Origin of the sequence: Lujinxingia vulgaris, assembly GCF_007997005.1 — a bacterium.
Classification (GTDB): Bacteria; Myxococcota_A; Bradymonadia; order Bradymonadales; family Bradymonadaceae; genus Lujinxingia.
The window spans coordinates 148,872-172,903 of the sequence record NZ_VOSL01000036.1 but is presented as its reverse complement, the minus strand read 5'-3'; the positions used below and the strand labels follow the sequence as shown (position 1 = coordinate 172,903).

Here is a 24,032-nt window from a genome sequence, read left to right as displayed (position 1 = left end):
AAGAGGGCCCCACCATAAACCCTCTGCGCTCCGGCCACAAAGCCCCCGCGTCTTCACGCGACCAGGCAAAAAACGCCGCCGGCCAGAGCCGGCGGCGTCTTCGGTCCGATCAGACCCCTGCCCGATCGTGACGTTCCATCGCCAGCGCCTGCGCGCTGCAGGCGCCTCACCACGATCCCCGCTTAAATCTGGGAGGTGGTCATCGGCGTATCCCCACCGCGCAGGATCGCCCCGAGCCCCGTCTGGCTGGGCATCTTGTCGTGGGGCAACACCACCACCTCGCCACCCATCTCAATGACCACCTCGGCCAGCTCGTCGTAGACATCCTTGGCAAGGGCCTGCTCGCTCTCCTCGGCACCATCTTCGAGCTCGTGAACCTGCCCCATCTCCCGGTCGAAGTCGCCCCGAAGCTGCGCGCTCTCATCGAGCAGCAGCATATGCACTCGCCCCTCGACCACCCGACGGGCAACCTGCGAAAGATCGATCTCGGCGCTGCCCTTGCCGTAGCTTCGCTCCCAGAGCTCCAGCGCTCGCTCCACCCGCGCCTGCGCCTGAGCCTCCACGATCGGCCAGGCCCGCTGGTGAATCTCCGCATCGCTCCAGAAATGCACGTTCCCCTCAATGCCCGACTCCACAAGCTGCGAGAGCCCGGCGCTGCGCGCGGCGTCATGGAAGATCGGATGGCAGAAATCCACCGCCGCAAGGATCAGCGGTCCCTGCGCCTCCCCCAGATAGTCGGCGATCGCCTCGCTGACCCGCGTAAAATACTGCTTCAGATACGCCTTATGCTGATCGCGCCCGCCGCCGTGGCCGTGCACCATCGGCGACATAAAGCCGCCCGGACGACCGTTGCGCGGCCCGGTGGCCGAACGCAGCATCAGACCGTCCTGATCCTTCTCTTCCTCGAGCTTGAGCGCGTCATGAAGATCGCCGGGCAGGTTCTCCACCTCCACCGGCGACGCCCCCGAGACGCTGCCCTCCCAGAAGTTCACCTGCTCCTCGCCAATCGCCAGCACCCAGTAGTTGGCCGGCGTGGCCAGCATCCCCAGCAGGGGGCGAGTGTGGAAGTTGTCGCCCACGACCACCTCTTCCTCAAAGGCGCGCGGCAACCAGTAGACCCGCTGAAGCTCCGGAGACACAAAGATCGCCACCCCTTCGCCGGACTGATTCCAGAAATCCCGATCCTCGACCATCGCGTAGAGCGGCTTGAGCAGCGCCTCACTTTCCTCGGCATCGAGCACCTCGGCCGCCTTGATCCTCCGCTCCGCCTCCTCCAGATGCCCGCGCAACTTCAGACGGTTGACCTTCCCCGTCATCTCCCGGCGCTCCACGGGCATGTAGATCGAGATCGCCGGGGTGGCATTCACACCCACCAGCTCGCGAAATTCGGTCGTCCCAAAGCGGTCCATACGTACTCCTTCATCCGTTGGATTGATGTGCAACAGAGGCTCCCCGCCCGTGCCTCCGACGCCTCCCTGGCGCTCTCGAAGTTGTAAGACCGAAGCCCCCCGCGGCAAGCCGCACAGCGCCGCATCCCCCTTTAGTTTCAAGACGTTACATGCACACACCGCCCCCCAACACACCCCGAAAATCCTCAGGACGAAGGCTCCGCGCTCGCGCCCGCGCGCGATCCACTCTCTGCCTCGACGCTCGCGACCCTCCCCGGCCCCCCGGCACCCTCCAGGCGCACCGGGGTCTCCAGATAGAGCGACTGGCTCGGGAAGGCAAACGAGCCCCCCTCTTCATCCACGATTTCCATCATCGCGAAGAAGAGCCGCTCGCGGATCGCGTGCCACTGATACCAGTTCTGAGCCCGCGCAAAGCAGTGCACATAGATGTCCAGCGAGCTCGCCCCAAAGCCCGCAAAGCTCACCACGAACTGGTCGTTGACCACCTCGTCATCCTGGCGCAAGAGCTCCCGAACCCGCGCGATAATTCGCTCGATCGCCGCCTTCGGCGTCCCATAGGTCATGCCCAGGGTTGTCGAGATGGCGATCACCCCCTCTTTGCTCAGGTTGGCCACCGCCGTGGTAGCAATATCGGCGTTGGGCACCGTGATGATCGTGCGATCAAAGGTGCGGATCTGGGTGGAGCGAAGCCCGATCTCCACCACGCGACCCTCGCCATGCTCCGACTCCACCAGATCGCCGATCGTAAAGGGCCGGTCGGTCAAGATCATCACCGAACCAAACCAGTTCGAGAGCGTCGACTGCGCGGCCAACGCAAACGCAAGCCCCCCCAGCCCCAGCCCGGCGATGAGGCTCGTCACATCGTAGCCCCACTGCTGAATCACGGTGATCACCATCACCACCAGCACCGCCAGGCGCATCACCCGCTTTAAGAGTGGCACCAGATGATCATCGATGCCCGAGTCCGTGCGCCGGGCCAGCCCCTCAAGGTACGCCCCGATGGCATCGACGACGTTGAAGATCATCCAGGCCACAAAGACCGTGCCCATCGTCTGCAGCACCAGCACCGTGACCTGATGCAGCGCCTCGGGCACCTGCAGAATCAGCACCGCCGCATAGGTCGCCACCAGGTTAAAAAGCCAGCCCAGAGGCCTGCGAATCGCGGCGAGCAGGCGATCGTCGACATCGGTCTCGGTGCGCGCGGCCAACGCGTGGAGCGGCCGCATCAAGCGATCGAGCAGGGTGGTGCGCATCAAGATGCCCGCCATCAACACCACACACGCAAGCCCCACCCGCCACAGCGCGATATCGAGCACGTCGAGCGCCATCACATCGTCGATCACCGCCTCGTAGCTCGGCAGCGGCGAATGACCGGCGGCCTCACCGGCGCTCGCACCGTGGGTCTCCACACCCGTATCCTGAGCAAAAGCACGTCCGGCGCCCAGACACACCCACGCCCAGCTCGCCACACCCACCGCCATCGCTCGATTTAACATGCTGCGTGTCCCGTGCATGATCGCTGCTCCGCTCGCCAGATTTGCATCATCCCTTCTCCCCCACCTCGTTCACACCCGACCTTCCAAAACTCCCCGGCCCGGCATCCCCAGATTTCGGACACAAAAAAACCAGCGCCCTCTCAGGCCCTGGTCTTTTCGATGATGCGGAAGGGGGGAGTCGAACCCCCACGGGCTTTTACGCCCACTGGATCCTTAGTCCAGCGCGTCTACCAATTCCGCCACTTCCGCCCGCTGCGTTGGGGGTTTCCCCCTCAGCGAGCTTGACGGTGTATAGGCAGATGCTCCGGGAGTGTCAATCAAAAAAACGTGCCTCCCCCACAAAAGTTTCATCCCCTTCAAGACACGCCCTCTTCCCTCCGCGGACCGCTCCGCATCAACGCCACCACGACAGGCGCCACAACCCCCTGAAACACCACAAGAATTGGCCCTCAAGCCCTGTCTGCAACGCGACCCGACGCTCATGGAGAGCGCCTGATGAGGGCCGGCGTTGTTTCAAACGCGAGCAGGCGCTAGGATCCGCCCACTTTGACTGGCACCTTTTCCCGGCGGCCTCACCGCCCCTGCTCGGAGTTTTTTGTGCGATCTTCCTACCTCCCCCACCTCCTCGCCGCGCTGCTTATTGCGCTGGCCGGGCTGACGGCGTGTTCCGAGCCTGACGGCCCCGCCGACACCCCTGACGCCACCGACGAAGACACCGACATCGACGATGTCGGTCCCGACGCCGACACGGACGCCGACGCCGGACCGCAGACCTGCGAGTTCCAGTCGGAGTGCGCCCTGGGAACCTACTGCGACACCGAGGCCGGTGAGTGCGTGCCGGCCCCGGAGTGCGGCCGCCGCGATCAGTGGATCCCGTGCGTGGATGCCTTCGCCGAGATCAATCCCGAGTTCGCCCGCCGCACCAGCTGCATTGAGCACAAGTGCGTGGTCCATTGCGCGCTGGATTCGCACTGCCCCGCCGGCAACGTCTGCACCGACAACGGCGAATGCCTCCCCTTCACCGGTGAGCTTACCGGCGAACACCCCGGTGGCGACGCCCCGGCGCCGCTTCAGGCGGGCGTCGCCAACGTGCTGATGAAGTTCCCCATCGGCCTCTCGATGGGCGGCTACGGCAGCCGCGCGGCCTTCAACGCCGGGCGCTACGTCGAGTCGATCCGCCCCAGCCGTGGTCAGATGCACGGCCTCTACGCCCGCGGCCTGGCGCTCGACGACGGCACCCGCCAGCTGATCCTTTTGCGCGCGCCGATCATCTTCCCCTCCGGCGCCCTTCACGAGGCCGTCGCGCGCCGACTTCAACAAGAAACCGGCCGCGACTGGCGCTCCAGCCTGGTCCTCAGCGGCACGCACACCCACTCCGGCCCCGGACGCCACTGGCACCTTCCCGCCGGCGATGAAGCGGCCATCCCTCTCGGCACCCTGGGCACCGATGAGTTCCACCAGGAAGCCTTCGACTGGCTCACCGACTCCTTCGCCGAAGCCGCCCTGGCCGCCCTCGATGACCTGGCCCCGGCCCGCATGGGCTGGGATGTGGTCGAGAGCTTCGACGTGGATGACGTCATCTCGAGCGACCGCTGGGGGGCCACCCCTGCGTTTGATGACAACCGCGTGCTGATGCTCCGCGTCGACGATCTTGAAGGCACGCCCCGCGGCGTGCTCGTGAGCTTCGGCAGCCACGGCACCCACAACTCCGGCGATTACATGACCGGCGATGCGCTGGCCGGCGTGGAGCGCGGACTGGAGAAGGCCCTCGGTGAGCACTACGACCGCTTCGTGCCCGTGATGTATTTCAACCAGAACGGCGGCACGATGTCGCCCCGCGGCGATCGCTACGGCCACCGCGGCCCCCAGATCTTTGAGCGCATCGGCCTGCATTTTGCCGAGCGCGTCATCGCACCCCTCACGCAGATGGAGACCACCACCGAGTGGAGCTTCAAGGGGCACACCCAGCGCTTCTCAATTCAGGTGGACGATCTGGGCTATGAGCCCGGCGAATTTGCCATGGAAAACAGCCCCACCTACGAGGGTGAGTTCTACCACGGCGCCTTCCAATGCGATCTTCCCGAAGATGATGATCCGGCAACCTTCGCGCCCCCAGGGGAGTTCGGCTGCATGGGCATCCACGAGATCGCCTTCCACCGCCCGGTGACCCTCTTTGGCAAGAGCCAGGTCACCGCGCTGCAGCTCAACGACCTGACCATCGTCACCATGCCCGGTGAGCTCGCCATGGAGCTGGGCTGGGACATCCAGCGCGCGCTGCGCGACGCCTGGGGCATCGATCCCTTCAACTCCTTCACCTGGGGCTATGCCCAGGACCACCTGCTCTACCTCTCGCCGACCAACGTCCGTGGCGAGCGGCCGCCCTTCCCCGGCCACTCTCTGGTGGGCGATCTCGACGACTATCCCGAGTTCACCTTCAGCTTCCTTCAGGGCGGCTATGAGGCGCAGATGGGCACCTGGGGCTACAAGTTCGGCGACTACCTCGTTGATCGCGCCGTTGAGGCCGTGGGCATCATGCGCGGCGAAGACGTCACCGTGAGCGTGCCCGAGCCCCTCCCCGATGAGTTTGCCCCCACCGGCCAGCCCGACTTCCCGATGGATCCGAGCGATCCCGACGACGTGGGCCGCATCATCGACCAGCCCCCCGCCCAGGTGGAGCGTCGCCAGGCCGTCGATATCACCTGGCGCGGGGGTGACCCGGGCGCCGAGATGTTCCAGGCCCCGCGCATCGCGCTGGAGCGCGCCGACGGCGAAGGCGGCTTTGAGCAAGTCCTCCTCCCCAGCCGCGCGCCCTACGACAACCGCGAGCCCGTCTTCATGACCCGCATCCGCCAGGCCGAAGACGAGGCCTGGGAGTGGGGCGCCTACTGGGAAGAGACCAAAGACTTCCCCACCGGCACCTACCGCTTCCGCATCGAAGGCCACTACCTCGACGCCGACTCGGGCGAGCGCACCCCCTACAGCGCCACCACCGACAGCTTTGAGATCGTGCCCTCCACCGCCATGGTCATCGACCAGATCGAAGTGCTCAGCCCCACCACCTTCAGCGCACGCCTCGCCTACCCGGCCGCCGGCGAAGTGCTGACCTCGGGTCCGGCCGGCGACCGCGCCAAACTCATCGGCTCCTTCCGCATGCATCACCCCGAGGTCGCCTCCGGCCTCCCCATCCCCGTGATGGCCGACAGCGAGTTCAACACCCTCACCGGCGAAGTTCGCCAGGGCCAGAGCGCGCTTAACTTCACAGATGTGACGGTCTCCACCGAGCTTGAGACGGTCGAGGGCCGCAACAACGTCCCCGTCACCCGCGCCATCATCACCCTCGATGGCGAGCTGAGTGAGGGCGAGGCTGACTTCGAACTTCTGCTCACCGATCTGCTCGGTAACAACGGCGAGCTTCTCACCACCCTGAGTGTGGATCTTCCATGAGCCTCCTCAAGCACCGCACCGCCTGGCTGGCGGTGGGGTTGGGCCTGACGCTTGGCGTCGGCTGCAAAAACCCCACCGTCAACGCCCCGCCTCCCAAACCCACCCTCGAAGACGCCCTGGGTCTGTGGGCCATTGACGCCTACCGACTCGATGAGCAGGGCTGCACCCCGCAGCCCACCCAGGCTCCCATGGCCGGCGTAGAGGCGCGCCGTGGCAGCGCCGACGGTGGGGCCCGGGCCGAACCAAACGCCGAGAGCACCGAAGGCACAGAGAGCGTCGAAGGCACAGAGAGCGTCGAAGGCACTGGCGCCGGCGCAGACGCCACATCACCCACCCTGGAGCTGGCCGATTGCTCCGACTTCTCCAGCTGCGCCGACCTCACTCGCCCCGAAGATCGCCTCACGTGGAACAGCGACGACGCCACGGCCAGCGCAAGCTACGCCTACGCTTCGCCTGCCACCCGTGGCGAGCTTGAGAGCTGGTGCCGGGTCGGCCGCGTCGACTCCGAGTTTACCCTCGACGGCCCCTCGGCCCGCCACACCCGCCAGCGCTTTGAAACCCTCATCGTTTTGGAAGGCGACCTGGAGTGCACCCCTCAGCTCGCCAGCGATCTGGGCGATGAGACCCCCTGCGTCACCTCCGAGGTCTTTGAGCTCGTCCCTTACGAGCCCATCCCCGAAGCCAACCCGACCACCACTGGCGAGCCCGAAGCCTCGCTGGACTGAGCCTCACACCGCGCCGACATCCTCCGCGCGCTGCCCCGCGCGGCGCGCCACCCAACGTCGGATGCGCCTGATACAAAAAGCCCCGGCAGCTGTCGCTGCCGGGGCTTTTTTAGGATCGCGTCGTACCTCGTTTCGTTCGAGCGGGCGCCATCCTCGCGCCCGCCCTCACTCACCTTACTCGCACTGCCCGCTGGCCGAGCAGCTCAGACCGCTGGGGCAGTCGCAGTCGTCGTCGCACTGCGCCACGCTGCCGGAGGGCTGCTCGCACATGCCGGTGTCCATGTCGCAGACCTGGCCGGTGCCGCACTGCTGGTTGCAGCTGCAGGGCGTCTCGCAGCTGCCGTCAACGCAGATCTCGTTACGAGCGCACTCGGCGGTCGCGCGGCACTCCACGTTCGGATCTTTGACGCAGTAGTTGAGGCTCGAGCAGATGAACCCGTCACCGCACTCCGCGTCGCTCTGGCAGGAGGGCTCGCAGGAGGCCTCCACGCAGATGTTGCCCGCGGCGCAGTCACCGCTGCGACGACACTCCACCACCTCGCACAGCCCCTGACGGCAGCGCTCGTTCGCGCCACACTGCGCGTCATCGGAGCAGGTCGCCTGGCACTGACCATCGACGCAGCGCGCATCCGAGTCGCACTCTTCATTAAAGACGCAGCTCTCATTCTGGCGCACGCACTCGCCGTCGATGCAGATCTCGCTCGACGAGCAGTCGTTGCGATCGACGCACTCCGGCGCATCCACGTCCACGCAGCTCAGGTTGCGGCAGACTTGCCCGTTGGGGCAGGGGTTGTTGGTGCCGCACTCCGCGCTCTGCGGTCCGACGCACTCGTTGTTCACGCAGCTCTCACCGAGCTGGCAGTCGTTGGCCCGCACGCACTCCAGCTCCGGCGAGGGGTTGCAGGTGCGAAGCTCCGTCTCACCGATGTTGGGCAAGCACTGAGCCGAAACGCCCGTCTCACCGCTGATGTTGATGCAGCTGAACCCGGCCGGGCACTCGTGGTTGTACTCACACGCCCGTCCACAGACCTTCTCACCGGTGTTTGTGGCCTGGTCGTAGTTGAGGCGAATGCAAAGCGCGCCATCTTCCACACAATCCGCCGACGACTCACACGCCTGGCAAAGTCCGGACTCCCCACGCACATCGGTGTCGGCGGCCTCGCAGCGGTTGCCCACGCAGATCTGGCCCTGGCCGCACTCCACGTCGCTGTAGCACTCCGCCGAGTCCCACGGATCGGTGTAGGGATCGTCGGGGTAGTAAGTCTCGTCACAGGTCGTGGTGCAGGTCGTCTCGGTCCAGTACTCGTCCCAGCACTGCCAGGCGTCGCAGTAGGTCTGGACCATCTCGTAGTCGTAACAGTCCACGTCGCAGTCGTCGTCGTGGTAATCGGTCTCCGAGACAATCAAACAGCCTGGCAGCAGCGCCGCGACCACCAGCGTCGCTAACAGTCTCCACATCGCGTTGGCGTTCATCTTCTCTCTCCTCATCGTTTTGGCGTGTGGCCGGCTGGCCAGAAAGCTCGCTCGGGGTCTCGGTTTACATCGTCGACACCCTTATCGACGACGCCCGAATTTTCTTTATTCAATCCGATCTTCATTCAGATCGCCAACTCGGCGCGATCCGCGGCTTCTCTACTTTAACATTTTCTTACACGCACACGCAGACCGCCCCCCATCGCGCGAGTCACCGGAACCTCCTCCCGGAGTGACGCGCCTGCATGCCCCCCGGGCGGCGTCTCAACACCATCTCACACCGCGATCCCCCGCGTCGCTAAAGGACCTCCTCACCATCGCACCCACCGGGCATCCGCAACATCCCGCGCGCAGACGATCGCAAGCGTGGGCCTGTTCCTCCAAAATCCTCCCCTTTTTCGAGCAGGTTTCACTTAATCTCTCAACCTTTTGACGGCTCTCCTACACTTCGCTACCCTTACGCAGTTGCGAGACGTCCTCGGCTCCCCCCGCGCACAGCGCAGAGTCCGACAATCACGCTTCGCTACCGGTGTTCACGCTCACTGACCCACGCTTGCCGACGGATAGATTCATGATCCAGACACCCTTCTTCGCCCGACGCCCCTCCGGCCTGACGCTGCTGATAAGCGTCTTCCTCTCCCTCGCGCTCTTCGCCTGTGGCGACGACGACGGCGACGGCAACATCACCGGCACCGACGCGGCCACCCTCACCGTCAACCCCACCCAGCTCAACTTCGAGCAGGTGGCCATTGGCGACTCCATCGCCGAGCTCATTGTCATTGAGAACACCGGCGCTGCCACCCTCACCGTCAACAACTTCCAGATTCAGGGCGAGAACGCCTCGGCCTTTAGCCTGGCCGAAGGCTCCCCCTCCTCGCTGAGCCTGGCGCCCAACGAGCTCGCCGAGATCTATGTGGAATACGCGCCCTCGGCCATCGCGGCCTCCAGCGGCGTGCTCAACATGAGCTCCAACGACCCGGATCGCGAGTCGTTCAACGTGGAGCTGCGCGCCGACGCGCCCTCCCCCCAGATCTTCACCCCCGAGATCGTCACCTTCGCCCGCACCCCGGAGGGTAGCGAGGAGTGGCGCGTCACCGAGATCGCCAACATCGGCTACGCCCCGCTGGAGATCGACTCCATCGAGCTCGACGGCCACCCCGACTTCTCCATCACCTTCCCCCAGCCCACCGGCGAGGAAGAAGAAGGTCAGTTCCCCGACCGCGCCAACGACACCACCGTGGCCCCCGAGCTCATTCAGCCCGGTGAGTCGATCATGGTCCGCGTGATCTTCCTGCCCACCAGCTCGGAGTTCCGCACCGCCGAGATCACCATCGAGAGCAACGACGCGGCCTCCCCGCGCACCAAAGTGCTCATCTCGGCCAACAGCGACGCCCCCTGCCTGGAAGTCGACGAAGAGATCAACTTCGGTCAGGCCTCCATCGACAACATCGCGCGCCGCACCGTCACCGTGACCAACTGCAGCGCCATCGCCGAGCTGGTCATTGGCGGCATCGAGTTTGAAGATGACGCCGGCGTCTTCGACGTCGCCGAATCCAGCCTCCCCGGCAACATCTCCACCGGTGGCGTTGCGAACATCGGCCCCCGCCAGAGCGCCAACTTCGTGCTGACCTACGCTCCGCTGGAAGAAGTCCTCAATGAGGGCGTCCTCAAGATCACCAGCAACGACGCCGCGCGGCAGTACACCTACGTCGACGTCGTCGGTCAGGGCTCGCTCTTGACCTGCCCGAACGCCCGCGCTCGTGCCCGTGTCCAGGGCACCAGCCGCTGGTTCGACGCCTCCGAAGGCATCGTCGCAAGCCCTCTGGCCACCATTGAGCTCGACGGCAGCCTCTCCGACGATCCCGACGGCACCCAGGTCACCTACGAGTGGTCGCTGCGCGACAAGCCCCTCAGCGCCCAGACCCAGATCTCGCCCTCCATCACCTCCGAGACCCCCACCCTCTGGCTCCCCTACGCTGGCCGCTACGTCGTCGAGCTCACCGTCTACGACGGCGCCGGTCTCACCTCCTGCGAGCCGGCTGAGCTCTTCATCGACGTCGTCCCCGGCGGCGACATCTGGGTGGAGCTCGCCTGGGATACTGCATCGGGCGCCCGCACTGACATGGATCTCCACTACCTCAACCTGGAGAACGCCTCCCAGTGGAACTCCAGCCCCTGGGATGTCTATTACGCCAACCGTAGCCCCAGCTGGAATGACGGCAGCGAGATCAGCCTGGACCGCGACGACCTCTGCTGCGGCGGTCCCGAAAACGTCAACCACAACGAAGCCGTCGCCGGTGATTATGCTGTGGGCGTCTACTTCTTCAGTGGCGGGGGAGGCGGCACCGACGTCACCGTCAACATCTACCTGGGTGGCAGCCTCGCCCAGACCCTGACGCGCCGCATGAACGCGCGTCCCGAGTTCTGGTACGTGGCCGACATCAGCATCCCCGAGTTCATGGTCACCGTCTACGATGAGCTCCTCCCCGACGGATACCCCTCGCTCTAAATAGATCCTGCTCCTCCTCGCCGGGGAGTTGGCTAAGCATGAATGAAGCATGAAAGAAGAAAGGCCGAAGTCACCGACTTCGGCCTTTCTCTTTTGCGCAACCGACCTCGCGAACCATTCTCATGTCAACACGGACGCTCGTGCCAGTCTCTCCCGACTGAATGGCGATTCAGCCCGAAGATTGACGCGCCGCGGCGCGCTCCCTATAGTTTCCCCTCCTGACTCACGCCCTCCGGCTCCAGCTCTCCGCGCTTCCGTGCACGGGCGAGCGTCTTCACGACCCGATTCGCACGATCAGGGCACAGGGTTTCAGCGCAATTCCGCACCGTCATTTTGATCTTCTTAGCCTGCTGACTGATCTAACTTTTCCGATGGATACATCCATGCTTCCCACACGCCGCTTCTCACGCCCCCCCGGCCTGACGCTGCTCTTAAGCCTTCTCCTCTCCTTCGCGCTCTTCGCCTGCAACGACGACGGCGATGGCGGTGGACAGATCTCCAGCACCGACGCGGCTACCCTCACCGTCAACCCCACCTCGCTCAACTTCGAGCAGGTGGCCATTGGCGACTCCATCGCCGAGCTCATCACCATCGAGAACACCGGCGCTGCCACCCTCACCGTCGACAACTTCCGCATCCTTGGCGAGACCTCCTCGGCCTTCAGCGTCGCGGACGACAGCCCCTCCTCGCTGGAGCTCGCCCCCGGAGAGCTCGCGGAAGTCTACGTGGAGTACGCCCCCTCCGCCGTCGTGGCCTCCAGCGGTGTGCTCAACATGAGCACCAACGACCCGGACCGCGAATCCTTCGACGTGGCGCTCAACGCCGATGCCCCCTCCCCCCAGATCTTCACCCCCGAGATTGTCACCTTCGCCCGCACCCCCGAAGGTTCCGAAGACTGGCGCATCACCGAGATCGCCAACATCGGCTACGCCCCGCTGGAGATCGACTCCATCGAGCTCGACGGCCACCCCGACTTCTCCATCACCTTCCCCCAGCCCACCGGCGAGGAAGAAGAAGGTCAATTCCCCGACCGCGCCAACGACACCACCGTGGCCCCCGACGTCATTCTTCCCGGTGAGTCTGCAATGGTCCGCGTGATCTTCCTGCCCACCAGCTCGGAGTTCCGCACCGCCGAGATCACCATCGAGAGCAACGACGAGTCCTCCCCACGCACCAAAGTGCTCATCTCGGCCAACAGCGACGCCCCCTGCATGGAGGTCGACGACGAGATCAACTTCGGCCAGGCCTCCATCGACAACATCGCGCGCCGCACCGTCACCGTAAGCAACTGCAGCGCCATCGCCGAACTGCTCATCACCGGCATTGAGTTTGAAGACGACGCCGGCGTCTTCGACGTGGTCGAATCCAGCCTCCCGGGAAACCTCGTCGACGGTGAATTCGCCAGAATCGGCCCCCGCGAGAGCGCCAACTTCGTGCTCACCTACGCCCCCCTTGAAGAAGTCCTCAATGAGGGCGTCCTCAAGATCACCAGTAACGACGCCGCTCGCCAGAGCACCTACGTCGATGTCGTCGGTCAGGGCTCGCTCTTGACCTGCCCCAACGCCCGTGCTCGCGCCCGCGTCCAGGGCACCAGCCGCTGGTTCGACGCCTCCGAAGGCATCGTTGCCAGCCCCCTGGCCACCATCGAGCTCGACGCCAGCCTCTCCGACGATCCCGACGGCACCCAGGTCACCTACGAGTGGTCGCTGCGCGATAAGCCGCTCAGCGCCCAGACCCAGATCTCGCCCTCCATCACCTCCGAGTCTCCTTCTCTCTGGCTCCCCTACGCCGGCCGCTACGTCGTCGAGCTCACCGTCTACGACGGTGCCGGGCTGACTTCCTGCGAGCCCTCCGAGCTCTTCATCGACGTCGTCCCCGGCGGCGACATCTGGGTGGAGCTGGCCTGGGAGATGCCCACCGGAGAAGGTGCCGACATGGATCTCCACTACCTTAACGTCGAGAACGCTGACGGCTGGAACACGCGCCCCTGGGACGTCTATTACGCCAACCGTAACCCCGCCTGGAACGACGGCAGCACCGTGAGCCTCGATCATGATGACACGTGCTGGACCTGGCCCTGCGGGGGCCCCGAAAACGTCAATCACGATGACGCGGTGACGGGAACGTATTCCGTTGGCGTCTTTTATTACACGGCAAGTCCCGACATCTGCGAAAACAACAGCCCGGTCGACGCACACATCAACATTTATATGGGCGGCACCCTTGCACAGCAATTTACCCGACGCATGAACCAGCGGTGCGAATTCTGGCATGTGGCTGATATCGCGATCCCCGAGTTCGACATCACCGTGTTCGACGAACTCATAGAAGGGTTCCCCGGGCGATAGGTTTTATTGAAGAGTAGTGTGGCGGTGCCATAAAGCGGTGTCACAAAAAAAGCCGGAGTCGACGACTCCGGCTTTTTCGTGCGAAGAAGATCGTTCATTCCACGTCATCAGGATGACGATCCTCACCCCGAAATGAATCCAAATTCATTCCCCCGAAGATTGACGCAAGCTCAAGCTCTGCCTATAGTTTCGCCCCTGACTCAGGTTTGCATGGCTGCGATGTGCTCCGGCCTCCTCCTCATCCGATGACGGCCTGGCTTATGTGTGCCGGCGATAACGCCGCATCAATACGAACGAAGGACGACCACCATGAAGCGACCCTCCCCCTCCTACTTGCGCGACGGCAAGAACCTGCTGCTGCTGGCGCTGGCCTTACTCTTTGTCGTCGGCACCGCCGCCTGCGGAGATGAGGGCATCTCCAGCGGTGATCCCGCGGCGTTCTCGCTGAACCCCAACCCCATCTCTTTCCAGCAGATCGCGTTGGGCGAGGAGATCGCCGAGACGATCGTCATCGGTAACAGCGGCGCAGGCCCCCTGCGCATCACGAGCATCGAGATCCTGCAGAGTGGCAGCGCTTCGATCGACGCCTTCTACCCCGGCAACAACTGGCCCGAAGGCACCCTCGAAGTCGCGCCGAACTCCGAAGTCGACTTCCAGCTGATCTACCGTCCCGAGCAGCCCATCGCCTACGGCGGCATCCTGCGCCTGGTCACCAACGACACCTCGGTGGGCAACCAGGGCACCGTCGATGTCAACATCCAGACCCAGGGCCTCAACCCCGAGCTCTTCTCGCCGCCCACCATCAGCTTCCCCCGCGTGCCCGCGGGCTCTGAAGAGTGGAAGCTGGCTCAGGTGGCCAACATTGGCCAGGCGCCCCTTCTCATCAACGACATTGTGGTCAGCGGTAACAGCGAGTTCCGCGTCTCCTTCCCCGGGCCGCGCGACGGCGACGGTGTGCTGCCTCCCCCGGAGCAGGACACCAGCGAGTTCCCCTCCGAGCTCGCCCCCGACGAGTCCTTCGAGATGCGCGTATGGTTCAACCCGGCCACCGACGATCCCACCACCGGTGAGCTCACCATCTACAGCAACGATCCCAGCCGTGAGGAGTTCCGCATCAACCTCAACGGCAACAGCGGCTCGGCCTGCATCGCCGTGACCGACGAGGACGGCATCGACTTCAACATCGCCACCCTTGATCGCGCCACCAACCGCACCATCACCATCAGCAACTGCTCGCCGGGTTCCGAGCTCAACGTCAGCGAGATCGCGCTCAACGATGATGGCGGCGGCACCTTCAGCCTGCGCGCTGAGAGTCTTCCGGAGCTGCCCATCACGCTTCTGCCCCGTGAGTCGGCCAACTTCGTGCTCACCTACACCCCCGATGAGATCACCACCCACGAGGGCGAGCTTCGCATCCTCTCGGATGACCCGGCCAAGTCGGTGCTGGAGATTCCACTGATGGGTCAGGGCTCCGACTCGGTCTGCCCCATTGCCGTGGCCACCGCCGCCATCCAGGGCTCCAACCGCTACCAGGAAGAGCTCGCCGCCAGCCCTCTCGAGACCATCCAGCTCAACGGCTCGGACTCCTCCGACCCCGACGGCACCAACGTCACCTACGAGTGGAGCGTGATCTCGCGCCCGGTCGGCTCGCTCTCGCAGTTGCAGCCCTCCTCGGCCAACGCCCAGCCCACCCTCTGGCTCGACATCGCCGGCACCTACGAGGTGGAGCTGGTCGTCTACGACGAGCTCGGCATGGCCGCCTGCGAGTCCGACATCGTGCGCATCAACGCCGTGCCCGAAGACGACATCCACATCCAGTTGACCTGGACGATTCCTAACGTACCCCAGCCGCGTCGCGGTAGTGCCGGCACCGACCTTGACCTGCACTACCTCAGCCCCACCGGCACCTGGGGCGGCAACCAGGCGGTCTGGTACAACAACACCCGCGCGTTCGGCGCCTCGCTCGACATCGACGACCTCTGGGGCGTCGCTCCTGAGAACGTCAACCACAACGATCCGGGCGAAGGCCTGGCCTACTCGGTCGGCGTGCACTACTACAGCGACCGTGGAAACGGCACCTCGCTGGCCACCGTGCGCTACTACATCAGCCAGCAGCTCGTGTACGAGTACCGCGACAAGCCCCTGACCCAGGCCAAGCAGTTCTGGTACGTTGGTGGCATCCTCTGGAGCAATCCGCCCACGGTCTTCGTGCGCGACGAGTTCATTCAGACGGCTTTGCGCTAATACCGACCAAACGCGCTTGCCTTCGGCAAGCGTGCTGGCCATGATTCGGGCGCCCTCCCCTGTGCGGGAGCGGCGCCCGCGTCGTTTCTTGGCGCACCCTGATCTCGCTGACTGACTGCCCCCCTTAACGTGATGGAGTCTTCTATGAGCACCTCCGAGGTGATGATCCGCATGCGCATCGGCATGGAGCAGGTTCACTACGCCGGCGATCTTGTCGACGGCGCGATGATGCTCAAACTCTTTGGCGACGTGGCCACCGAGCTGCTCATTCGACACGACGGCGACGAGGGCCTCTTCCGCGCCTACGACGCCGTCGAGTTTCTGGCCCCGGTCCAGGCCGGCGACTACATCGAGGCGGTCGGAAGCATCACCCACGTGGGCAAATCCAGCCGCAAGATGCAGTTTGAAGCTCGCAAGGTCATTCAGCTCACCGGCAACCCCGACAACCCCGCCGAGGCCGAGGTGCTCGACGAGCCCATCGTCGTCTGCCGCGCCTCCGGAACCTGCGTGGTCCCCGTCGCCCGCCAACGCCGCTGAACCTCTGCCCCTCTCAACGACGAGCCCATCATGACTGAGCCCACACCCCTGATCATCACCGCCGCCGTCGTGGGCGCCGAGGTGATGCGCGAGCACACCCCGCATGTGCCCTACACCCCGGTGGAGATCGCCGAGGAGGCTGCCCGCTGCCGCCAGGCCGGCGCAGCCATGGTGCATGTGCACGGCCGCCTCGACGACGGCACGCCGACTCAGGATCGCGCCACCTTTGAGACGATCCTCAACGAGACCCGTCAGCGCACCGACGCCCTGGTGCAGTTCTCCACCGGTGGAGCGGTCTGGATGAGCGTCGACGAACGCATCGAAGGCCTCGATCTCAAGCCCGACATGGCCACGCTCACCACCGGCACGGTCAACTTCGGCGACGACGTCTTCATGAACTCTCTGCCGATGATCCGCCAGATCGCCTCGCGCCAGCGCGAGCTGGGTATCGTCCCCGAGATCGAGGTCTTTGATACCGGCATGGTCGACACCGCTCTCAACCTCCTCAAAGAGGGCGTCGTCACCGCGCCTCTGCACTTCGACTTCGTGCTCGGCGTGCCCGGCGCCATGGGCGCACGCCCCGAAAACCTGCGCTTTCTCGTCGAGATGCTCCCCGACGACGCCACCTGGTCGGTCGCCGGCATCGGCCGCCACCAACTCCCGCTGGCCGAGCTGGCCATCGCCATGGGCGGCCACGTACGTGTGGGCCTCGAAGACAACATCTACCTCTCCCGCGGCGTGCTGGCCAAAGGCTCCTATGAGCTCGTCGAGCGCGTCGCCGAGCTCGCCGCAGCCGCAGATCGCCCTCTGGCCACCCCGGCTCAGGCCCGCCAGATCCTTCAACTCGATCGTTTTCAGCAGGTCTGAGCGGTCTCGATCGCATCTCAGCCCCTATTCTCGCGCTAAAAAGGCCTTGCAAATTGCCAGATTGCGCGTAAATAAGGATTGACACGCGATCCGGCCAGCCCTATTCTCGGCCACGATTCGCAGTCCGAAGTCCATGGATACTCACTCAACCCGCATCCTTTTGTTTCGCGAGTTGAACCTGGGTTGGAATGGTTTAAGCCACGTTCTCACCTTAATTTCTGTTTTAAGGGGATCACCATGACGAAGTCCGATCTGATCAACGCCGTTAACGCTGCTGCTGCCGAGAAAGGCATTGAACTCACCAAGAAAGACACCGGTGAGCTCATCGACATCCTCTTTGACACGGTCTCCACGACCATCAAAGAAGATGAGCGTTTCTCCTACCCCAACTTCGGCACCTTCAGCGTCAAGCACCGCAAAGCGCGCGAAGGCCGCAACCCGCGCACCGGCAAGACCATCAAGATTCCGGCGTCCTACTCGGTGGGCTTCAAGCCGGCGCCCCACCTCAAGGACCTGGTCAACGACAAGTAAGACCAGCACCTTGAGCCAGACCGAGCACCTCGCCATCGGCGAAGCCGCGCGGCCTGCATAGAGATCTTACTACGCTGTGAGCAGAAGTTGACGCTGGTGGATGCGAAATTGAGAGTGACGCGGGCAAGGCGCAAAACGCAGGCGATGCTTTAGCATCGTCGAGGCTTTGCAACGCAGCCCGCGGTGCTCTCAATGCAGCAGACACAGCGTCAACGATAGCTCACGGCGTAATGAGCCCCCTCCCGAAACTCGGGAGGGGGCTTTTTTCATGCCCGCATGCCAGCCCTCACACCGGACGCCGACACCGACGCCGACACACACGGGCCCGATCTTCACCGGCCCCGCGGTCATCCCCCCGCCCTTGTTCGTAACGTTGTCGTCGCAGCGCACCGGGCTCAGAGCACGCTCAGCACCACCATCACCGCCGCCCACACCCCGATGTTGAGCACCAAAGGTTTGTCGCGCAGCATCATCTCGGTGGGGCTTCGCGCATCCTCGCGACGCACGATCTGAAAGAAACGCGCCAGCCCCACCACCACCATCGGGATCGTCACCGGCAGCCACACGCTGGCAAAAGGCGTGGCCACCGCCCGAAGCGGCTGGTCGGGCAACGACGCCGTCAGGGTGTAGATCGTGTATGCCGCCGTCGTCAGACCTGAGCAGACCAGCATCCCGAAGTCCACGTTCTCCAGCCGGTAGCTGTCGAGCACGCGTCGCGTGCGCTCCACGCTGCCGCTCAAGTAGAGCGCGAGCTCATGGCGCCGCTTTCCAAGCCCCAGGTAAAGCGCCAGCAAAAAGGTGCAGGCCACAAGCCACTCCGAGACCACCACCGAGACCGCTGCGGCCCCGGCGAGCACGCGGAGCACGAAGCCGGTGGCGATGATGGCCACGTCGACAAAGGCGTAGTGCTTCAACTTCATCGAGTAGGCCAGGTTCATCACCAGGTAGGTGCCCACCGCCGCCGCAAAGAGCGGCGCGAGCACATACGAGCCCACCGCCGCCACCGCCCCGATCCCCACCAGCGCCCGCCAGGCCACCGCCTCCGGCAAAAGCCCCGAGGCGATCGGCCGATACCGCTTGACCGGATGCTCCCGGTCCCGCTCCACGTCCATCAGGTCATTGAGCAGATACACCGTGCCCGCCGCCAGCGAGAAGAGCAGCGCCGCGGCCAGCGCTTTGGCGCTGAGCAGCGGGTCGGTGTAGGCCTTGGCAAAGAAGAGGGGCGCGAGCACAAAGGCATTCTTGACCCACTGATGCGGGCGCAGACTCTTCCAAAGCCCGCGCCAGGGGCGCGCCTCAACCTGCTCGATCGGATGTTGGGCGGCCAACGCCGCCGATGGGTTCTGCTCTGGCACAATCGGGTCCAGGTCTGCTAAGTCACGTTGGGTCGCGCGCGCGCGCCGAACATCAATGCCCTGCATTACCACAGATGCACCCCGGAGTTCTTCCCCGGCGCGTTCGCCCTGTCGTAGAGCCCTATCTTATGTCGCACCTGCAAGACTACAACCTCTGGGAGCTCAGCGTGCTCGCGATCTACTTCGCGGTGCTCCTGCTCCTCTCGTTTTACGGCTCGCACCGCTACGTCATCGTACGCCTGTACCGCAAGCACGCCAGCGGCCCCGATCCCGAGCCCGCCCGGCGCTTCGCGCCGGAGTCGCTGCCGGTGGTCACCGTGCAGCTCCCCTCCTTCAACGAGCGCTACGTCATCGAGCGCCTCATCGACGCAACCTGCCGGCTTGATTACCCCGCTGATCGCCTCGAAATCCAGGTCCTCGACGACTCCACCGACGACACCACCGAGCTGGCCCGCGCCCGCGTGGCGCACTGGCAGGCAAAAGGTGTCGACATCAAACTTCTCCACCGTAAAGACCGCCACGGCTACAAAGCCGGCGCCCTGGAGGCCGGGCTTAAGAGCGCGCGCGGGGAGTTTGTAGCGGTCTTCGACGCCGACTTCATTCCGCAGCCCGAGTTTCTGCGCCAGACCATCGACCACTTCACCGAGCCAGATATCGGCATGGTGCAAGCGCGCTGGGACTATCTCAACCGCGACTACAGCCTGCTCACCCGCGCCCAGGCCGTGCTCCTCGACGGCCACTTTGTGCTCGAGCACACCGCGCGCAACCGCTCCGGTCGTTTCTTCAACTTCAACGGCACCGCCGGCATCTGGCGCCGCCAGACCATCGAAGACGCCGGCGGCTGGGAGCATCACACCCTCACCGAAGATCTCGATCTCTCCTACCGCGCCCAGCTCGCCGGCTGGCGCTTTCGCTTTCTGCGCGATGTCACCGTCGCCAGCGAGCTCCCCGTGGAGATGAACGCGTTTAAGAGCCAGCAACACCGCTGGTCCAAAGGCGCCTTGCAGACCGCCTTTAAGGTGCTGCCCCGCGTGCTGCGCTCCGATCTTCCCCGCACCATCAAACTTGAGGCCATCCACCACCTCACCGGCAACCTCGCCTATTTTTTGATGGTGATCCTGGCGCTGATCATGCCCCTGGCCACGCTCGTGCGCGTGCAGCAGGGCTGGCACGAGGTGCTTCTCTTTGATCTTCCGATCTTTTTGAGCGCCACCTTCTCGGTCTGCTACTTCTACTGGGTGAGCCAGCGCGAGGTGGGGCGATCGCGGCTGGAGATCATCCGCATGATGCCGGCGGTGCTGGGTCTGGGCATCGGCGTCTCGCTCAACAACGCCAAGGGCGTCGTCGAGGTGCTCATCGGCCATAAGACCCCCTTTGTGCGCACCCCCAAATACGCCATTGAGCGCCGCGGTGAGTCCTGGGCAAAGCGCATCTACCGCGGCGGCCTCAACGCCATGCCCGCCCTGGAGTTCGCGCTGGGCGCCTGGTTCACCTACGCCATCTACGTGGTGCTCGTCGATCCGGCCCACCCCTTTGGCAGCCTGCCCTTTTTGATGCTCTTTCAGTTCGGGTTCTTCTACGTGGCTTTCTTAAGCGTCACGCAGACCCTGGGCGGCCGCTCCGAGCCGCACCGCTGACCCTCACCCCGCGTTCACCGACTGGAGGTAGCGGCGCGCCGCCTCCTCAACATCCTCGGCGCCGAAGAGGCCGCCGACCACCGCCACGCCCCAGAACCCCGCGCGCAGGCAATCCGCCCCATGCTCCGGCCGCACCCCGCCCAGCGCGTACACCGGCACGGAGCTTGCGGCCACAAGCTCCGCCCACCTCCCAAGCCCCACCTCCCCGCCATACCCCGGCTTGGACACACTTTTGAAGATCGGGCTGAGCGTCACAAAATCCGCCCCCGCCTCACCAGCTCGACGCAGCTCCTCGGCGTTGTGGCACGACACCCCCACAAGCGCCTCCTGGCCCAACCGCCGCCTGACCTCGGCCACCTCGCCAGCCTGCCTCGCTTTGAGGTGCACACCTCCGCACCCCAGGCTCGCGGCGCGCTCGATATGGGCGTGCACCATCACCACCGCTCCGGCCTGCCGCCCCAGCTCCACCACCTTTTGAATTTTTTTCCACAACCGCTCGCGCTCCCCCTCGTCGCGGCCTTCGAGCGCGTCGCCCACCCGCACCGAGAGCATGTTGACGCCTGCGGCCAGCGCCTGGGCCACGATCGCCTCCAAAATAAGCCCCCTGGCCTCGCAGAAGCCTACGTCAGCGATCGCATAGAGGCGCGAGGGTAGCGGATGCGCCATCGATTAACTCGTCGGCTCCGAGCCCACCGCACCCTCCAGGGGGGTGGAGGCCTGCGCGTAAAAACGCCGCGGAATCCGCCCGGCCTCATAGGCCCAGCGCCCCGCGCGCACCGCGTCGCGAAAGGCTTTCGCCATCTTCACCGGCTTCTCCGCCCCGCTGATCGCGCTGTTTAAGAGCACCCCGTCGCAGCCAAGCTCCATGGCCAGCGCCGCGTCCGAGGCCGTCCCCACGCCGGCGTCCACGAGCATCGGAACCTCCATAAACTCCCGGATGATCTGGAAGTTGTAGGGGTTGCGGATCCCCATCCCGCTGCCGATCGGCGAGCCTAAGGGCATCACCGCCGCGCAACCGATATCCTGGAGTTTGCGCGCCAGCACCGGATCGTCGTTGGTATACGCCATGACCACAAAGCCATCTTCGACCAGCGTACGCGCCGCCTTCAAGAGCTCTTCGCTGTCAGGCAGAAGCGTCTGATCGTCGGCGATCACCTCCAGCTTGATCAGATCCGTCTCCAGCGCCTCGCGCGCCAGCTGTGCGGTCAGCACGGCATCGCGTGCGGTGAAGCAGCCGGCAGTGTTGGGCAGAAGCGTGTAGCGCTCCATCAAGATCTCTAAGATCCCTGCCTCCCGCGACGCCTCAATGTCCAGGCGGCGAATGCCCACGGTCACAAGCTCGGTCTCGCTGGCCTCCAGGGCGTCGAGCATCACCTGGTAGTTCGCATAGCGGGCGGTGCCCACCAGCAGCCGGCTCTCAAACTCGTAAGGACCCACCTTCCAGGTCGACTCCTTCGACTCACTCATCTCGTTCTCCTCAGCTCACACGTCCCACGTCGTCACGGATTAACAGCCTCAGCCGCCCTGGGTGGCGCGAATGATCTCCACGCTGGCGCCGGCCTCGATCACCCGCTCGCCCCAGCGGCTGCGGGGCACGACCTGATCGCCGACGGCCACCGCCACCCCCCGGGCGGCCTCCACCCCCAGCTCCGAGAGCAGCGCCTCCACCGAGAGGCTCCCCTCATTCGCGATGTGCTCCAGCTTGCCGTTGACCCGAATCTCCATCGCCTCCATCCTCCGAATCGCCGGCGGCGCCATGTCGCCGCCGCCTTCAAAAAACTTCGCGCACAGCCCTGCGCGCGCTACATAGAATGCTGAACACGGCTCCCGCGCACCCCGGGCATCATGAGCTCCGAGACCTCCGAAAAACCTCAAAAACCCGCCCGCTCCATCGGCCGCCGCATGGGCATCGCCGCCCTGATCCTGGCGGTGAGCACCTTCTTGAGCCGCATCCTGGGGTTCTTGCGCGAAGCGGTCATCGTCTACACCCACGGCGCCAGCGCCACGACCGACGCCTACCAGGCCGCGTTCACCATGCCCGACATGATGAACTACGTGCTGGCCGGGGGCACGCTCTCGATCACCTTCATACCCCTCTTCTCGGCCTATGTCGCCTCCGATGACGAGGAGGGCGCCTGGCGACTCTTCTCCACCATCGCCACGACCATGGGCTCGGTGCTGGCGGTCTTCATCGCCCTTGGGTACGTGCTGGCCCCGCAGATTGTTCCCCTGCTCAACCCGGGGTTTAACGATCCGCAGCAGCTCGACCTGGCGATCAGCATGACGCGCATCGTGCTGCTCGCGCCGATGGCCTTTTACATCGGCGGGCTGATCCAGGGCTCGCTCTTTGTGCGCGAGATCTTCTGGCCCAGCGCCATCTCGCCATTGATCTACAACCTCTGCATCATCGGCGGCGGGGTGCTGCTCGACCCCTGGTTTGGCATCAAGGGCTTTGCCATTGGCGTGGTCATCGGCGCGCTGCTCGGGCCCCTGGCCGTGCCGATGTGGGCTGCCCGCCGCGAGGTGAAGTTTAAGGCGCGCTTTGCCCCCTTCGACCCCGACTTCAAAGCATTCTTGCTGCTGACCCTCCCGCTGATGGTGGGCGTGAGCCTTGTGACCGTCGATGAGTGGTTCCTCAAGTACTTTGGCTCGATGCAGGGCGACGGGGCCATCACCTGGCTGGCCAACGCCCGCAAGCTGATGATGGTGATCTTCGCGATCATCGGCCAGGCCGCCGGTCAGGCCGCGCTGCCCTTCCTCACGCGCCTCTTCCATCAGGGCGAAGAAGAAGAGATGGGGCAGATGCTCTCGCGCAGCCTCCAGCGGGTGGGCTTTCTGGCGATGGTCGGCGCAGCCGGCCTGATCGTGGCGGCCTACCCCCTGGTGCACGCGATCTTCCGCCACGGGCAGTTCTCGGCCTCCGACGCCGACACCATGGCGGGCCTGCTGGTGGTCTTCGCCTGCGGGCTGTGGGCCTGGGCGGTGCAGACGCTGGCGGTGCGCGGCTATTACGCCCGCAAAAACACGCTGACGCCCATGATCCTGGGCTCGATCACCGTGGCCCTGGCCGCGCCCCTCTACGCGATCTTCGGCGACACCTTCGGCGTGCGGGGTCTGGCGATGGCCACCAGCGCCGGGATGACCCTCAACGCCCTGGTCACCATCGGGTACTACCGCTGGAAGGTGGGGCATCTTCCCCTGGGACCGATCATTCGCGGCACGCTGCGCGGCACGCTGCACGGAGCCTGGGCGGCCGCTGCCGCCTACGGGGTCTTCCGCCTCTGGGACACGCCGGCCGCCGATCTTCAACTCGCCGGACTGGCCGGGATGCTGGCCACCATGGGCACCGCCTTCTTTGCGGCGCTGGGCTTAAGCGCCTGGCTCCTCGCCCCGCCGGAGCTCGACGTGATCCTCGATCGTGTCAAACGACGCCTCAAGCGCCCCCGCTAACCCACTG

General features: G+C 64.9%; 17 protein-coding genes and 1 tRNA gene. 10 read left to right on the top strand and 8 right to left on the bottom strand.

Translation table 11 applies throughout. The features are described from left to right. Positions 1-182: 182 nt before the first annotated feature. The 3 genes from FRC96_RS07695 to FRC96_RS07685 all read right to left on the bottom strand — a co-directional run bounded on the left by FRC96_RS07695 (position 183) and on the right by FRC96_RS07685 (position 3,154). Positions 183-1,409: a hypothetical protein gene (locus FRC96_RS07695; protein ID WP_146973919.1), complete on the bottom strand. Its 1,227-nt coding sequence runs from the start codon at positions 1,407-1,409 to the stop codon at positions 183-185. A 185-nt stretch (positions 1,410-1,594) separates the two neighbouring features. Continuing rightward, positions 1,595-2,905 carry a mechanosensitive ion channel family protein gene (locus FRC96_RS07690; protein WP_230469989.1) on the bottom strand — a complete coding sequence of 437 codons (1,311 nt, stop codon included), beginning with the start codon at positions 2,903-2,905 and terminating at the stop codon, positions 1,595-1,597. Positions 2,906-3,068: 163 nt separating this feature from the next. After that, positions 3,069-3,154: transfer RNA gene (locus FRC96_RS07685), tRNA-Leu, on the bottom strand. Positions 3,155-3,502: 348 nt separating this feature from the next. Here FRC96_RS07685 and FRC96_RS07680 point away from each other — a divergent pair. Then, positions 3,503-6,349: a neutral/alkaline non-lysosomal ceramidase N-terminal domain-containing protein gene (locus FRC96_RS07680; RefSeq protein WP_146973917.1), complete on the top strand. Its 2,847-nt coding sequence runs from the start codon at positions 3,503-3,505 to the stop codon at positions 6,347-6,349. After that, entirely contained in the window at positions 6,346-7,074 is a 729-nt protein-coding gene (locus FRC96_RS07675) for a hypothetical protein (RefSeq protein WP_146973916.1), read from the top strand. The genes FRC96_RS07680 and FRC96_RS07675 overlap by 4 nt, the downstream gene beginning before the upstream one ends. 174 nt (positions 7,075-7,248) lie before the next feature. Here the strand turns inward: FRC96_RS07675 and FRC96_RS07670 are convergent, their stop codons facing one another. Then, complete coding sequence (locus FRC96_RS07670; protein WP_146973915.1) at positions 7,249-8,547, bottom strand: hypothetical protein; 1,299 nt, start codon at positions 8,545-8,547, stop codon at positions 7,249-7,251. Between the two features lie 571 nt (positions 8,548-9,118). Here FRC96_RS07670 and FRC96_RS07665 point away from each other — a divergent pair. From FRC96_RS07665 to FRC96_RS07640, 6 genes are all read left to right on the top strand, one after another. Beyond that, positions 9,119-11,056, top strand: a complete 1,938-nt coding sequence (locus FRC96_RS07665) for a choice-of-anchor D domain-containing protein (protein ID WP_146973914.1) — start codon at positions 9,119-9,121, stop codon at positions 11,054-11,056. Between the two features lie 383 nt (positions 11,057-11,439). Beyond that, complete coding sequence (locus FRC96_RS07660; protein WP_230469988.1) at positions 11,440-13,404, top strand: choice-of-anchor D domain-containing protein; 1,965 nt, start codon at positions 11,440-11,442, stop codon at positions 13,402-13,404. A gap of 309 nt (positions 13,405-13,713) precedes the next feature. After that, on the top strand, positions 13,714-15,648 hold the full coding sequence (locus FRC96_RS07655; protein WP_146973912.1) for a choice-of-anchor D domain-containing protein: 1,935 nt from the start codon (positions 13,714-13,716) through the stop codon (positions 15,646-15,648). Between the two features lie 144 nt (positions 15,649-15,792). After that, a complete protein-coding gene (locus FRC96_RS07650; protein ID WP_146973911.1) occupies positions 15,793-16,185 on the top strand; it encodes a hotdog domain-containing protein in 393 nt (130 codons plus the stop codon). Positions 16,186-16,215: 30 nt separating this feature from the next. Continuing rightward, positions 16,216-17,052, top strand: coding sequence for a 3-keto-5-aminohexanoate cleavage protein (locus FRC96_RS07645; protein WP_146973910.1), 837 nt, complete (start codon positions 16,216-16,218; stop codon positions 17,050-17,052). 237 nt (positions 17,053-17,289) lie between these two features. Then, positions 17,290-17,583: an HU family DNA-binding protein gene (locus tag FRC96_RS07640; protein WP_146973909.1), complete on the top strand. Its 294-nt coding sequence runs from the start codon at positions 17,290-17,292 to the stop codon at positions 17,581-17,583. Positions 17,584-17,978: 395 nt separating this feature from the next. Here FRC96_RS07640 and FRC96_RS07635 read toward each other — a convergent pair whose 3' ends face one another. After that, a complete protein-coding gene (locus tag FRC96_RS07635; RefSeq protein WP_230469987.1) occupies positions 17,979-18,938 on the bottom strand; it encodes a UbiA prenyltransferase family protein in 960 nt (319 codons plus the stop codon). A gap of 128 nt (positions 18,939-19,066) precedes the next feature. Between FRC96_RS07635 and FRC96_RS07630 the strand changes: the two genes are divergently transcribed. Next, positions 19,067-20,575: a cellulose synthase family protein gene (locus tag FRC96_RS07630; RefSeq protein WP_146973907.1), complete on the top strand. Its 1,509-nt coding sequence runs from the start codon at positions 19,067-19,069 to the stop codon at positions 20,573-20,575. Positions 20,576-20,578: 3 nt separating this feature from the next. On the opposite strand, the gene FRC96_RS07625 is transcribed toward FRC96_RS07630, so the two are convergent. The 3 genes from FRC96_RS07625 to thiS are packed head-to-tail and all read right to left on the bottom strand — an operon-like array spanning position 20,579 to position 22,300. After that, the gene (locus FRC96_RS07625; protein ID WP_146973906.1) at positions 20,579-21,241 is read right to left on the bottom strand and encodes a thiamine phosphate synthase; all 663 of its coding nucleotides are present in this window, start codon (positions 21,239-21,241) and stop codon (positions 20,579-20,581) included. Between the two features lie 3 nt (positions 21,242-21,244). Then, positions 21,245-22,042 (bottom strand): thiazole synthase, encoded by a 798-nt coding sequence (locus FRC96_RS07620; protein WP_146973905.1) that lies wholly within the window; start codon positions 22,040-22,042, stop codon positions 21,245-21,247. 48 nt (positions 22,043-22,090) lie between these two features. Beyond that, positions 22,091-22,300: a sulfur carrier protein ThiS gene (gene thiS, locus FRC96_RS07615; protein WP_146973904.1), complete on the bottom strand. Its 210-nt coding sequence runs from the start codon at positions 22,298-22,300 to the stop codon at positions 22,091-22,093. A gap of 120 nt (positions 22,301-22,420) precedes the next feature. Here thiS and murJ point away from each other — a divergent pair, with 120 nt between their 5' ends. After that, positions 22,421-24,025, top strand: coding sequence for a murein biosynthesis integral membrane protein MurJ (gene murJ, locus FRC96_RS07610; protein ID WP_146973903.1), 1,605 nt, complete (start codon positions 22,421-22,423; stop codon positions 24,023-24,025). Positions 24,026-24,032 lie beyond the last annotated feature (7 nt).

Coding starts and splice junctions, on each gene's coding strand:
- FRC96_RS07695 (WP_146973919.1), bottom strand. CDS start 1,409: ATGGACCGCTTTGGGACGACCGAATTTCGCGAGCTGGTGGGTGTGAAT.
- FRC96_RS07690 (WP_230469989.1), bottom strand. CDS start 2,905: ATGTTAAATCGAGCGATGGCGGTGGGTGTGGCGAGCTGGGCGTGGGTG.
- FRC96_RS07675 (WP_146973916.1), top strand. CDS start 6,346: ATGAGCCTCCTCAAGCACCGCACCGCCTGGCTGGCGGTGGGGTTGGGC.
- FRC96_RS07670 (WP_146973915.1), bottom strand. CDS start 8,547: ATGAACGCCAACGCGATGTGGAGACTGTTAGCGACGCTGGTGGTCGCG.
- FRC96_RS07665 (WP_146973914.1), top strand. CDS start 9,119: ATGATCCAGACACCCTTCTTCGCCCGACGCCCCTCCGGCCTGACGCTG.
- FRC96_RS07660 (WP_230469988.1), top strand. CDS start 11,440: ATGCTTCCCACACGCCGCTTCTCACGCCCCCCCGGCCTGACGCTGCTC.
- FRC96_RS07655 (WP_146973912.1), top strand. CDS start 13,714: ATGAAGCGACCCTCCCCCTCCTACTTGCGCGACGGCAAGAACCTGCTG.
- FRC96_RS07650 (WP_146973911.1), top strand. CDS start 15,793: ATGAGCACCTCCGAGGTGATGATCCGCATGCGCATCGGCATGGAGCAG.
- FRC96_RS07645 (WP_146973910.1), top strand. CDS start 16,216: ATGACTGAGCCCACACCCCTGATCATCACCGCCGCCGTCGTGGGCGCC.
- FRC96_RS07640 (WP_146973909.1), top strand. CDS start 17,290: ATGACGAAGTCCGATCTGATCAACGCCGTTAACGCTGCTGCTGCCGAG.
- FRC96_RS07630 (WP_146973907.1), top strand. CDS start 19,067: ATGTCGCACCTGCAAGACTACAACCTCTGGGAGCTCAGCGTGCTCGCG.
- FRC96_RS07625 (WP_146973906.1), bottom strand. CDS start 21,241: ATGGCGCATCCGCTACCCTCGCGCCTCTATGCGATCGCTGACGTAGGC.
- FRC96_RS07620 (WP_146973905.1), bottom strand. CDS start 22,042: ATGAGTGAGTCGAAGGAGTCGACCTGGAAGGTGGGTCCTTACGAGTTT.
- thiS (WP_146973904.1), bottom strand. CDS start 22,300: ATGGAGATTCGGGTCAACGGCAAGCTGGAGCACATCGCGAATGAGGGG.
- murJ (WP_146973903.1), top strand. CDS start 22,421: ATGAGCTCCGAGACCTCCGAAAAACCTCAAAAACCCGCCCGCTCCATC.